The 12,930-nt window shown below is 34.0% G+C and carries 9 protein-coding genes; 3 read left to right on the top strand and 6 right to left on the bottom strand.

Going from position 1 to position 12,930, the window contains the following annotated elements:
• Nucleotides 1-579 precede the first annotated feature (579 nt).
• Nucleotides 580-1,917 (top strand): dihydropyrimidinase, encoded by a 1,338-nt coding sequence (gene hydA, locus HPY79_11345; protein NSW46397.1) that lies wholly within the window; start codon nucleotides 580-582, stop codon nucleotides 1,915-1,917.
• A 1-nt stretch (nucleotide 1,918) separates the two neighbouring features.
• On the opposite strand, the gene HPY79_11350 is transcribed toward hydA, so the two are convergent.
• The 4 genes from HPY79_11350 to HPY79_11365 are packed head-to-tail and all read right to left on the bottom strand — an operon-like array spanning nucleotide 1,919 to nucleotide 9,148.
• Nucleotides 1,919-3,634 (bottom strand): DUF2478 domain-containing protein, encoded by a 1,716-nt coding sequence (locus HPY79_11350; protein ID NSW46398.1) that lies wholly within the window; start codon nucleotides 3,632-3,634, stop codon nucleotides 1,919-1,921.
• On the bottom strand, nucleotides 3,621-4,421 hold the full coding sequence (locus tag HPY79_11355; protein NSW46399.1) for a DUF364 domain-containing protein: 801 nt from the start codon (nucleotides 4,419-4,421) through the stop codon (nucleotides 3,621-3,623). Before HPY79_11355 ends, HPY79_11350 begins: the two co-directional genes overlap by 14 nt.
• 2 nt (nucleotides 4,422-4,423) lie before the next feature.
• A complete protein-coding gene (locus tag HPY79_11360; protein ID NSW46400.1) occupies nucleotides 4,424-6,412 on the bottom strand; it encodes a TonB-dependent receptor in 1,989 nt (662 codons plus the stop codon).
• Between the two features lie 12 nt (nucleotides 6,413-6,424).
• A complete protein-coding gene (locus HPY79_11365) occupies nucleotides 6,425-9,148 on the bottom strand; it encodes a S8 family serine peptidase (GenBank protein NSW46401.1) in 2,724 nt (907 codons plus the stop codon).
• Between the two features lie 111 nt (nucleotides 9,149-9,259).
• On the opposite strand from HPY79_11365, the gene HPY79_11370 reads away from it, so the two are divergent.
• Together HPY79_11370 and HPY79_11375 are read left to right on the top strand one after the other, a co-directional pair.
• On the top strand, nucleotides 9,260-9,991 hold the full coding sequence (locus HPY79_11370) for a response regulator transcription factor (protein NSW46402.1): 732 nt from the start codon (nucleotides 9,260-9,262) through the stop codon (nucleotides 9,989-9,991).
• Between the two features lie 2 nt (nucleotides 9,992-9,993).
• Entirely contained in the window at nucleotides 9,994-11,172 is a 1,179-nt protein-coding gene (locus HPY79_11375; GenBank protein NSW46403.1) for an aminotransferase class III-fold pyridoxal phosphate-dependent enzyme, read from the top strand.
• Between the two features lie 168 nt (nucleotides 11,173-11,340).
• Here HPY79_11375 and HPY79_11380 read toward each other — a convergent pair whose 3' ends face one another.
• Nucleotides 11,341-12,153 carry a hypothetical protein gene (locus tag HPY79_11380; protein NSW46404.1) on the bottom strand — a complete coding sequence of 271 codons (813 nt, stop codon included), beginning with the start codon at nucleotides 12,151-12,153 and terminating at the stop codon, nucleotides 11,341-11,343.
• Nucleotides 12,154-12,178: 25 nt separating this feature from the next.
• Entirely contained in the window at nucleotides 12,179-12,682 is a 504-nt protein-coding gene (locus HPY79_11385) for a hypothetical protein (protein NSW46405.1), read from the bottom strand.
• Between the last annotated feature and the right edge of the window lie 248 nt (nucleotides 12,683-12,930).

Consider the following 12,930-nt stretch of genomic DNA (forward strand, 5'->3'; position numbering starts at 1 on the left):
GTCATATTTCCTGATTTTTCTAATTTCATAACGCTAAAATAACCATTATTTCTGGAATTTTAAATAAAAACATCAATAAGTTATTAACAATCACATATTTGCATGTTAATAGCCTTGCAAAGGACTCGGTTTTCATATATAAGTATTTTTACCTATATATACGTCATTATTACTTGTTTGTTTCAGCTTATTATTACCTTTTTGACTAATAGTTAATTTTCTTAGATTAAAACATATTTTTCCTGTATAAAAATTGGTATTATTAAGTAAGCATATAAAAACAGAACCATTCAATGAAATCCATTTTTTTTAATAAAATTATTACTATTAATATTCAGCGGCGATATATATTCAACAATTTATACGCCCTTATATAAAATCAATGATAATTTAGTTTATAGAGGGGGCTAAAAATCATACTTTACCATTCACATCGTTTGATTTAAACAATGATAACCATAGAATTTTTTGTATGTAGATATAAAATCTTTTTATTATTAAAGAACTTTCAAGATATATTTTTTAGTTGAGTTTAAAAAACTACTATATCTTTGCTATTTTAAACAATGTTTCTTTATTATGGATATTCTTATTAAACAAGGAAGAATAATAGATCCCTTTTGCGACATTATAAGCGATTTATATATAAGCAGTGGAAAAATAATAGAAATAAAAAACAACATCACACCTCCAAATAAAAACATCCATATTATCCATGCACAAGACAGATACATTATTCCAGGGGGCATCGATGCACATGTACATATGCACTTATTAACACCAGCGGGATACTCAAGCAACGACTTTTATACCGGCAGCCTAGCTGCATTATATGGTGGAACCACAACATTCATCGATTTTGTTACACCAGCAAAAAATGAATCACTCATTGAAGCTCTAAAAAAACGACAAAACGAAGCAGCTAATGCCATTTGTAACTATACATTTCACATGAGTATTACTTCATGGAACAACCATACTGCCGATGAAATGCAAACTTGCGTAGAAAAATTTGGCATTCGCTCATTTAAAACCTACTTAGCTTACAAAGGGAATATTGGCATTGAATATTCCGAACTCGAAAAGATAATGAAAGTAGCTCATAAACTTAATGCTATAGTTACAGTACATGCCGAAGAAGGCGATGAAATCATAAAAAAACAAAACTATTTTATACAGCAAGGAAAAACAAGTCCAGAATATCATGCCTTATCTCGTCCGAATGAGGTCGAATCAACGGCAGTTGAAAAAGTTATAGCATTAGCTCAAAAAACGGCTTGCAAAACATATATCGTACATACTTCAACACATCGCTCTGTAGAGTTGATTCGTGATGCCCAAAAAAAAGGCATTCCCATTTATTCAGAAACCTGTCCTCAATACCTTATTTTAGATGATTCGGTTTATCAAAAGCCACTATACGAATCACTTAAATATATTATAAGTCCCCCTATTCGAGGTTTATCTGACCAACAAGGGTTATGGGAAGGAGTCGCAGATGAAACTATTGCTGTTATAGCTACCGACCACTGCCCATTCAACACATATGGGCAAAAAGATATTGGCAAAAACAATTTTACTATTATTCCCAATGGTGCAGGGGGTATCGAACATCGCTTGGCACTTATATACACATACGGAGTTCTCAAAAATAAAATCAATTTACAACAATGGGTATCCCTATGCTCAACAAACCCTGCTAAAATATTTGGTCTATATCCACAAAAAGGAATTATTACCGAAGGTGCCGATGCCGATATTGTAATTTGGAACCCCACATTTGAAGACATTATTTCTGCAAATACACATCATCAACATTGTGATAGCAATATTTACGAAGGATTAAAAACAATAGGAAAAGCCGAATATGTTATTTTAAATGGGAAAATAATACATGAAAGCATCCAAAATAAGTAGATTATCGCAACCATTTATCTAACACCTGCAAAGCGTTTTGCAATGGATTTTGATCGGTCTCAATATCAATGACCGAAACCTCCTGAAAACCCCAGTGCGATATTACTTTATCCACAATTGATGCACGCACCACCAGAATAATGGGATTAGGATAATTTTTCGCAATAGCAGTGAGATTATTAGCCCACCCTTGGCGACGAAGCTCCCAGGGACCAATTTCATCTATTACGACTAAATCGGTCTGTTCAATGTTTTCGATTTGTAACCAACGATTTCCTTCTTCTAAGCTCTGTGGGTTAAAATAATAATTTCCTACTTTGGGAGCTCCTGCCATAGGCTCTGTTCGCGATAGAGGTATTTCTTGCTGACTAATTAAATGAAGCAAATTATAACCCTTGTGCTGATTTTGTTCAAAAACAGCAGGCGATACAAAGCCACCTATCACTAAACCACGAGCTTTTAACTCATAAACTAATTTTCCTAAAAAGGTAGATTTTCCAACTTTTTCTTTGCCCGTAATAATTAAAACATTTTTCTTAGCCACGTATTTTAGCTCGGCTTCTTCAAACCAGTAATCAAGGTACGAAATCATTTCATAAATAGCCAATGCAGGTTTTTTGATAAAAATTTTTAAAGGCGGAATACTGCTCAAAATGGTTGGAAGCGTAAGAAAAGCTATTTCTATAGCTTGTGCTGCCTTATGAAACATGCTACGGCGAGCCCATTGCGATATAACTGGATTTTTAAGCTCCGTACCAATGGCAGCAAAACCAACAACTAAAATAATGGCTCGCAAACTCATTTCTATCCCATTTTGTAAACCAATAAACAGCGATTGACGATATGGATGATTAGCGTAAACCACTCCTATAGAAAAAAGTATTAGAATCAACAACGAAAGCATAAAAAACGCATTCATTATTTTTTTAACGTTGCGAGGATAACGAAATAAAAACACAGAAAAAATTAGAATTCCTGCTATCACGCTTATTTTAAAATCGAGCAAATAGATGATAATAAAAATAGCTGCCACTCCCAAAATATCTATCAAAAGCCACGCAAGCGAGTAATTAAATACTAAGGTTGTTGGTGTTTTTTTGATGCGGTTAACCTCATCTACCGAAATACTTTTTAAAGGCACTCTTTGCTTTACTGATTTTTTACCAATCGTTATCCCAATCCAAGCCACTACCAATCCCGATATAAAATAGATGCTCAAAAGTACCATGATAAGCTGACTAAGGTTTAATATAGATATATGATATTGATGTTCTATGAATTGTACTGAATTTTGATAAAGATCGAAAAATTGAAATCCGTAAAAAATGAATTTGTTGATTAAAAAATGGATAAAATTCCATGTCATAGCTAAAGCTCCAGCGATAAGAAAGCCGATAGTTGTTCGTCTAAAAACAATAATAGCCGCTTCCATCAATAGACCTTCCATAAAAATGGCAACCATAGGACCAAAAATAACAGCACTGGGCGAAATGGATTTCATAATGGCACAAACAAGACCCGAACGCCACATAAGTCCTTTTTCTCGCCATTGTTGTGAAGCGGAAATAAGCAAAACGATACCTATTGCGGTTAAAATATTGCTACGAAAGGGAATTTTAAGGTTATGCAAAAAACTTCCAAGCACAATTTCGGAGGCTGCCCATAAGCTACCCAATACAGCAGCCTTTAACCAAAGGTTGTTGTTATTTTGATTCATGAAGGATGCAAATTTTTTGTGCAGCACCACGGCGGAATAAATGATAGCCCGAAGCACCTTCGGCAATCATATTAAAAAGCATTTCGGGATTAAGAACGCGAGTAGCTCCAATTATAGCAACATTTTTTTTGAACAAAAAATCGGGAATAATGCCTCCGGTTGGACCTACAACTATGATCTGTACGCTTGAAGGTATTTCTGACAGTAATTGATCCATTGTATTATTGGCTAATGCAGAACCGGTAATAATTGCGATATCAGCATTATGAAAAACTTCACGCGATTGTTTAGCAGGAACGTAATACTTTTTGTTTTCATCATCGAAAGCGTTTTCGTCTAATTCTAACACACGTAAAGTACAATTTTGCTGCGATAATTTTTTAATATACGAGCAGAAAGCTCCTACCATTGCAATACGTTTACTATCTGTATTTACTAATTCAAGTGGATCGGCATTTTCTATAATTTTATAATTGCCTTTTGAAATCCATTCGGCTGAAAGTGCATTCATTGCAGCTAATTGAACTACATTTAAAAAGCCATTCGTTTCTTTTGCAGTTAAAAGTTGTATAAGTTTACTACCAGCATAAGTTCCTGGCTCAAAGGGTTCACTGCGATGCCCATGATGTAATGACCCTTTAAATTCTGTCTTTGATAATCCGCAATAACCAGACGATAACTGAACCGCTGTAAACAAGGCTCCAATATAGACACGTTCGATGGTATAATGTTCGATACGATGACTTTCTTGTTGTAAAATAAAATCAATAGATTCTTGAAGTATCATATTTAGTTAAATTTATATATCAATGAACCGTAAAAATTTCTACCTTGTTCGGGGTAACCTTCGCTTAAATAATAATTTTTATCAAAAACATTGTCGATGCCAACCTCTAAATACAAATATTTCCATACTTTGCCAGCAACTCTAAAGTTAAATAAAGTAAATTCGGAAGTTTTATTCCCATAACTAGTGCTATACCTTTCTGAATTGTATTCTTCGCTCAAAACAATTTCAATTTGCTCAAGTGGTTTGTAACACAGAGACAGCATTATTTTATGATTAGGCACATCTGTAAATTTTAATTCCGGATGAGTCAAATTATGACGTTCAATGTAAGTATAATTAAGATTTGCTTTAATGTTCTTTGCCATATCATAAGTAGTAGAAAGCTCTGCTCCAATAAATTCGGCATTTCCAGCATTTTGCATTTGAGTTTTTCCCGGAAGCACATTATAAACATTTTGAATAACATCGGATATTCGGCTATAAAAGACAGCAGGTTTAACTTGTAGCTTTTCAAAAAATACACCATTATAAGCAAATTCATAATTGAGTGCATTTTCAGGCTTTAAATCGACATTTGGAATAGCGGTTCCCATTTTATAAGAATATCGGTCTTTCATAGTGGCAAATCGAGTTTTTTGAGCAATAATTGCACTTATTCGTTGTTTTGCGGTAAAATTATAATAAACACCTATTTGAATGTTGAAAGCATTACTATGATTGTTGGGGAAATTGGAAATGGTTTTTGTTGTAGCATTATAATCTTCGGCTACGATACTTTGGCGTATATTGTAACTTATGCCGGGTATCACCATCAACTTATTGTTCCACTCAAAATTGTCTTCCACACCAAAAGAAAAAGTGTTATCCTGAAAATGTCTTATAGGCTCGTTTAGATTGTGTTCGCTATGTTTGTCGTTTTTTAAGTGAACCGATAGTTTAAGTTTGTTTTTCGGAATAAACTCCGTACCGGTTTCAACCGATGCTCCCATCGTTTCATCATTATAAAAACTTTGAAAGGCATAGGGTTTAGTTTGTGTAGTGTAAGTAGCATCATCAAAACTATTAAGTTGGTTTTTAAATTTATCGTAAAAAAGTCTTGTTTTTACATAGTTCTTATCTCGAATGGTTGTTTTTGAAATAAAATAGATACTCTCTTTATCCCACAAGGGCCATTGCCAGTATCGCACTTTTATACTGGGATCGTTTCCTGTATAAATCGGATTTCCTTTCTCACCGTGTTGATAAATATAACTAATTGAATATTCATCATGTTTATTAGGTGTAAAACCCATTTTAATGGTAGCTTTAGTATCTTCTCTATATGAATTATCTCTTGCTTTGCCATTTTCTGTTTTAACACTATCAAAGTCATGTGACAAGGGATAATATTTTTGTTGTAAACTCGAAAATCCTCCTTGAAGATAGATCTTGTTTAAGTTTGTTCCGATATTAACACTACCTTTATAGCCATCTCCGCTCATAACTCCAGCTAAAGCGGTTACTTCAATTTTATTTTTGGGTTTTCTGGTTATAAGGTTAATAGCACCACCCAGTGTATTCGGTCCATATAAAATAGAAGAAAAACCTTTTGATATATCTATTTCAGATAAATCAAAAATTGTAAAACGAGCTAGGTCTAAATAACCATCGTAAGGGACGTAAATAGGAATACCATCTAAATAAACCGGTACTTGCCTCAAATCATATCCTCGCAAATAAACAGTTGCTTCATTTCTTGCACCATTATTATTGAGTGTAATCGATGGCAAAAGGTCTAATGAACGAGCGACATCTAACCTATTAAATTGTTCGTTTTCTTCTGCTTTTATAATGGATTTTTCTTGTAGTGCTGTTATCGTTATTTCACCAAGTTTAAACACTTTGTTTGATATTGATGAGTCTTGTTCTTCATATTGTTGCGACTTCGCATCAAAGTTTATCAATATAAAAACAAATATGGAAACGCATAAAAAGTTTATTCCCTTCATTTTTATCAAAAATTATTGCTTTAAAAAAGAACGATTTAAAATAAAATGCTCGTTTTGAATTTGAATAAAATATATACCTTGTTCAAAATTTGTAACATTTATATGTATTTGGTTGCAGTTTAAGGGTTGGTATATAAGTCGTTGACCTAAACTATTGTATATTGTTAAATATGTATTTGGAGTATAATATTTTTCATCAAGATTTATTAAAAGTTGGTCATAAGTTGGGTTTGGATATAATGAAAATGAAGGTGAATGAGATAATGATGGGACATAGATTGCTGAATCGAATATTTCTTTTGCTGACGAAGCATTTGTTAATAATTCATATTCATTTCTTCCAAAGGGTAGTATAAACGTTAACTGAATAGTATCGTTAGCCTCAATATTGATAGGTCCGTAACTGACTAAGTACGACAAATCGTTACCATAAATGCCTCCAGCATCATATCGTTGTTGTTGAGTAGATTGAATAAGTTCGTTTAGGTTGATACCATCGCTTACCATCAGACTGCCGTTAGTGCCGTCGTTGTCGATAGCATAAAAGTGCTTTTGGAAAGTATCGGGAAGCATGATACCTGCATGAATGTTGTTCATGCCACTTGGAAAGATGTAAAGTAAAGATAATAAACTATCGAAACGACTGCTATTGCGGAAAGGATTAAGCAAATCGACATCCGAAAATAATCCAACATAGAGCGAATCTAAGCTTTGTTCATTGTTGTTTTGCAAGGTATAGGTTAACCAAATAAAATCTTGGTTGGGAAATGTTTTAAAAAGTTTTGCCGAATGATAAACTTTAATTCCTAAAGGAAAGGGATTTAAAGAATCATTGAATAACGAATGAGCCTCAATAAACGAACTGTTTTCGTTTTTTTCAGCCCTTAGCATTGTTTTAAAGTCATTCTTGCCTTTAAAACACCACGAAGCCTTGTTTTTTTGAAGCACAAAAAGGCCCATTTCTGAAATGAGCGATGTAGTTGAGCGATACAAAATTCCACTTCCCTGCGAAGGATAAGTATTATTATAGCCAATTCTACCATTGGAACATACGCTAAGTGTCAAAGGGTCGTTGTTTATATCCGTAAAACTAGGGTTTATGGTTGATTTTAAGTATTGTTTATCGGTATATCCATCATCTGTAAGTTCAATAAAAAACGAAGCCACCATATCGTAATTTGCACCGGAACGGTAGGTTATTTTAAATGGATTTGAATCATTTGTAAACTGTCCTAAACTATCAATATGTCCAATATAAAGAGAATCGTTCAAAATTTGGATATCAGGATTGGAGCAGCTTAACTTCGCATATAAATGTTGAGTTTCGTGAAAGAGATTAAAAAAAGAACCGATTAGGTATGTAGTGTCGTTATGTGTAGCAAAATGATAATTTATAAACCTTACTGCTTTAAAAATAGTATCGGTTAGTGCTTTATAGGCATTAATCCTTCCTTTGCCAAGTTGTGAAGCAAATGGAATATTGTCGCTAAGGGTATCAATATTATCGGCAGTTTGCTCTATTATAGCTCTAATTTGCAATGGTAATAAATTTTTTCCCCTGTAGCCCCAACATAAAGCGGCAACACTGGTAGCCAATGGCGATGCATACGAAGTTCCCCAACCAACGGTGTAGGAATTATGTGCATACGTTGAATACACATTCTCGCCAGGAGCACATACACTAACGTGCGGTCCATAACACGATTTTACCCATTTCAAATCCCACTGGTTGGTAGCAGCTACACACATAACTTCGTCGTAACCGGCAGGATAGTAAACATCGTTGGTGGTATTGCCATTATTTCCGGCAGCAGCAACCACTAAGCAATTTCGATTGTAAGTAGCATAACGAACAATGTCGCGTCCAAAATCATCGGGGACGGGACTTCCCCACGAGCAATTGATAACCTTACAACCATGGTCGGCAGCATAAACTATACCTTCGTATGCTTTAGTTAAAATGCCTGTGGAATCATTGATTTTGATAGGTAAAAATTTACTTTTAAAAGCAGTACCTGCAATGCCTGTTGCATTATTAGTTTTAGGTGCTGCCATCCCTGTAACAAAAACACCATGTGCATCGGCACCCATAGTATTTTCGCTCCACTCGGGACTATTGTCATTGTTTCCCAAATCCCAGCCATGAAAATTATCGACATAGCCATCACCATCGTTATCGTTACCATCAATAGGGTCGGCAGCATTGTAAGCTAGATTTTCCCACAAATCGTCGTGAGCCAATTCAATACCGGTGTCCACAATGCCAATAACTATGGAGCTATCTCCTTTAAAAATATCCCAAGCCTGATAAGCCTTGATGTTATTTAAATAATATTGTGCTCCAATAGCCGGGTCGTTGGGACTGTATAATAATTCGGGGTAATGTTTAATATGGCAATATTCTGTTTCGGGCAGTTTTGAAAGTTTTTGAACAAAAAACTGTGCCTCTTGCTCCGTAGTACACGAAAATTCGTAAATAGTCGATATATCAACCATTTTAGTAGAAAAAAGCTCGTCGTTTTTTACTGGTGCTTTTGCATTAGGGAACAACCTTTTCAACGAAATATTTTTTTCTAAAAAAAGTTGGTGGTAAGAAGAAATTTGAATAGAATGATCAAAACAATACTCTTTGTAATAAGGTTTTATTTTTAGAATAACCGTATTTTGAGCCCACAAAACAACATTTAACAAACTGATTATTAAAAGAATAATACTGTTCTTTAAAAAAATCCTCATAAAGTATAACCCTATTTTATTTTTAACGTAAAATGTTTGTAAATTTAGAGATTATTTTGACGAAATAAAAACCCAAATAGACCAATAACCTAAATACATATATTTATGGCGATGAATTGTATTATTATTGATGATGATAAAATGTCGAGAAAAGTGCTTGAAGAATATGTTAAACGTACCGATTCGCTGAAGCTTCTTCAAACTTATTCGAATGCTATTGAGGCAATCAATGCTTTAACGCAATTATCAGAACCTGTTCACCTTATTTTTCTTGACATAGAAATGCCCGATATGGATGGAATTGATTTTTTAAATACCCTAAAGAAAACCGATTCGCAGATTATTATTGTTTCGGCTAAGGATAAGTATGCTGTTACTGCATTTGAATATGAGGTTACCGATTACTTACTCAAACCTTTTACCTATGCACGTTTTTACAAATCGGTAGATAGGGCATTTAAAAAACTTGACGATTTTATGGCGATAAAAAAACCGAATAACGAAAATGCCGGAAGCGACGAAATTTTTATTAAGAAAAACGCCACTTTGTTAAAATTGAATTTTAATGATATTGTTTATATCGAAGCGTTAGAAAATTATATCATCATCAATACTTACGACGAAAAATACACCATACACTTTACCATGAAGTCGATTGAAGAAAAATTGCCTCCATCTAAATTTAAACGTATTCATCGCTCGTACATTATCAACATCCATAAAATAAAAGGTATTGAAGAGAATTCCGTTATTATTAAAACCAGCGAAGGAACACGTTTATTGCCTATTGGAAAATCGTATAAAGATGATTTACTTCGCGACCTGAATGTGATACTTAAATAAAAATGCAACTTCCTTTACGTCAATTATTTTTTAATCATGTAGCTCAAACATCCGATACTCCTTTAGCTTTTGAAGTTACTAAAGCAAAGGGTAATTATTTATACGACTCCAACGGAACACCTTATTTAGATTGCATTTCGGGTATATCGGTCGGAAATATCGGTTACAGCCACCCCAAAATTGTTGAGGCAATCCAAAAGCAAGCAGGCTTATATTTACATACCATGGTTTATGGCGAGCATGTGCAGTCGCCTCAAGTTTTATTGGCACAAAAATTAGCAGCCTTAACCCAACAAAAGCTCGATTCGGTTTATTTTGTCAATTCCGGAGCCGAAGCTATAGAAGGAGCCATAAAACTGGCACGTCGCTACACAGGACGAAAGCAATTGATAGCTTGTAAAAACGCTTACCACGGCAGCACTACAGGCGCTATGAGTTTAATGTCAAGCCATGCTTATCAGGAGACCTACGGTCCGTTTATTGAAGATGTGGCTTTTATCGAATTCAACAACATTGATTCCATACAGGTTATCAGCGAAAAAACGGCAGCCGTTTTTGTTGAGTTAGTGCAAGGCGAAGCTGGCTACATTCCTGCCCGTAAAGACTTTTTGCTTGCCCTTAAGCAGCATTGCCAAAAGGTGGGTGCCCTCTTAATCTTCGACGAAATACAAAGCGGCATGGGACGGACAGGTAAAATGTTTGCTTATGAGCATTACAACATCACCCCCGATGTCTTAATCTTGGCAAAAGCCTTAGGTGGCGGGCTTCCCCTGGGAGCTTTTATAGCTACCAAAGAAGTAATGTCGGTTTTTACCCATAACCCTATGTTGGGACACATGACAACTTTTGGAGGCAACCCATTAAGTTGTGCTGCTTCGCTCGCTGCCATCGAAGCATTAGAAAACGAACATTTAATGGCAACCGTGAGTGAAAAAGAACAATTATTCAAATCGTTACTCAAACATGATAAAATAAAAGAAGTTCGCGGTTTAGGCTTAATGATTGCCGTTGAGTTGGATCGTTTTGACCATGTTTTAGCGGTAATTCAGAAGGCTTTTAATCAGCAACTTTTATTAGACTGGTTTTTATTTAACGAAACAGCTATTCGTATAGCTCCACCACTCAGTATTACCAAAAACGAAATTTCTCGAATTTGCGAGGTTATAAAAGCTGCATTGTAAGTTTTATTGTTCGAAACACTAATAAGCGATTCCTTTTAGTTCTTTCCGAAGCTGTTCCGATTTATCGAGGAAGCGAAGCGAATAAACAAGGACGAGAAGGGGTGGGGATAAAACTGTCAATCAACACTAAATCCGCTATTACTCCAACCGCTGTTTATAATAACTATTTTATCTATCTAATTCGTATGGCGAAGCACCAATAACTTCGCAATCAATTGAGTTAACGTGTGCATAATTATCAATTTTAAGCTCAACCGTCTTTGTAGAATTTGGAGGAAAAACTTCGTAAATGACATGTTCCTCACTTGTTATTTCAGTACCAGTCTTAGTGTAATATGTTATTCTAATCATAACATCTTTATATGTTGCAACAGTTGCATTATTTGTTATAGAACACTTAACTTTAATTTTATCACCCCAAAAATTTTCCCTATAAGTTGCATCAGCTGATAAAAAATTTGTCGGTTGAGAATATTCTATTTCTTCAATTGTCATTACTTTTTCTTCGTAGGATTCTTCCGAGCTGTTATCATTTGTGTTGTATTTTTCGAAAATTTCTTGTTTAGAATTATCATTACTGTTGTATAATTTACTGAAAATTGTTATTCCGCCTACTATTACAACAATCAAAACAATAGAAATTATTATAATTGTCTTTTTAATACCACTTTGCTTTTGGGGTGTTTTAGTCTGCTGTGAAGAAATTGATAAAGAAGAGAACGTTTTTTCTTGAGAAGTTGTCTGAGAATTAGAAGAAACAAAACGATTTGCAATTGCAATTAATTGTTCAGGAGTTAGAGAGTCACGTTCGTCATCCTGGATATCTTCTAATTTAAAATAAATCATGCCATTTGACAATTTAACTGCATAATCAAAGTTTTCGGTTATGGCAAAACTTTGAAACGAACCAATTTCTTTATTGAAAATTCTCACCTTTTTTAGTAAGGATATAATTTCTTTTTCTCCGTAGTTTGCTTCCATAGTCATTTTTATGCTTTAATAATTTTTATTCTTCAAATGCTGTCCAAGGTTTAGGAAAAAAAATCCATTTGCCATTAATGTTAACCCAATATTTGTAAGCAACACCAAATTCTGCATCTTTTTCTCTTAGCAAAGAGATTTTATAAAATGTTACTGCAAGTTGTAACTTGTCAGCTATCTTTTCCATACCGCCTACATAATTACCTTTACCAGCTAGAACATCCTCTGTTGTAAACGACTCAACTTTCAAATCAACAAATTTTTCTATTGGCCTCTTTAGTTCTTCTTGAAATTTGCTTTTTAAGTCCGTAATAAATCCATAATAAGTGTAAGCATTTTGTCCTTTAAAAATCAGTTTGCAATCATCAATTGTTGGCAATGACTTTACGCAAAGCTCAAGAAATGCTTTGCTGTCAAGTGTTTTGCCGAAATATGTTTTTGCTTGCTCTGAATTGTTCTGTCCAAATAAAAATTTTGTTGCTATCAGTAAAGCAATCACAAGACTTAGTTGTTTAATTTTTTTTCTCATAGTTATATTGTTTTTAAATGTTATTTAAAAAGGTTATTCAAAAGACAACATAGTTATTTAATAATTACACAAACAAAAACATATCTTTATTGAGACCTTTGCAAAATTATTTCAATTTTTCGATATATCAAAAATATTTGCTTAAAATTGAATCTTTAAAGTAATGATTCAATTTACAGGGCTATTTTATTCAAAAAAACACCTTTTTTAAAGCCAAAGAACCTTATTTTTTTGTTTTTAGGCTTTAG

Source organism: Bacteroidales bacterium, from assembly GCA_013314715.1.
GTDB lineage: Bacteria > Bacteroidota > Bacteroidia > Bacteroidales > GWA2-32-17 > Ch61.

What these genes read in the sequence shown, in the direction of transcription:
- HPY79_11375 (NSW46403.1), top strand. Translation starts at nt 9,994, where the DNA reads ATGCAACTTCCTTTACGTCAATTATTTTTTAATCATGTAGCTCAAACA.
- HPY79_11360 (NSW46400.1), bottom strand. Translation starts at nt 6,412, where the DNA reads ATGAAGGGAATAAACTTTTTATGCGTTTCCATATTTGTTTTTATATTG.
- HPY79_11365 (NSW46401.1), bottom strand. Translation starts at nt 9,148, where the DNA reads ATGAGGATTTTTTTAAAGAACAGTATTATTCTTTTAATAATCAGTTTG.
- HPY79_11350 (NSW46398.1), bottom strand. Translation starts at nt 3,634, where the DNA reads ATGAATCAAAATAACAACAACCTTTGGTTAAAGGCTGCTGTATTGGGT.
- HPY79_11370 (NSW46402.1), top strand. Translation starts at nt 9,260, where the DNA reads ATGAATTGTATTATTATTGATGATGATAAAATGTCGAGAAAAGTGCTT.
- HPY79_11380 (NSW46404.1), bottom strand. Translation starts at nt 12,153, where the DNA reads ATGGAAGCAAACTACGGAGAAAAAGAAATTATATCCTTACTAAAAAAG.
- HPY79_11355 (NSW46399.1), bottom strand. Translation starts at nt 4,421, where the DNA reads ATGATACTTCAAGAATCTATTGATTTTATTTTACAACAAGAAAGTCAT.
- HPY79_11385 (NSW46405.1), bottom strand. Translation starts at nt 12,682, where the DNA reads ATGAGAAAAAAAATTAAACAACTAAGTCTTGTGATTGCTTTACTGATA.
- hydA (NSW46397.1), top strand. Translation starts at nt 580, where the DNA reads ATGGATATTCTTATTAAACAAGGAAGAATAATAGATCCCTTTTGCGAC.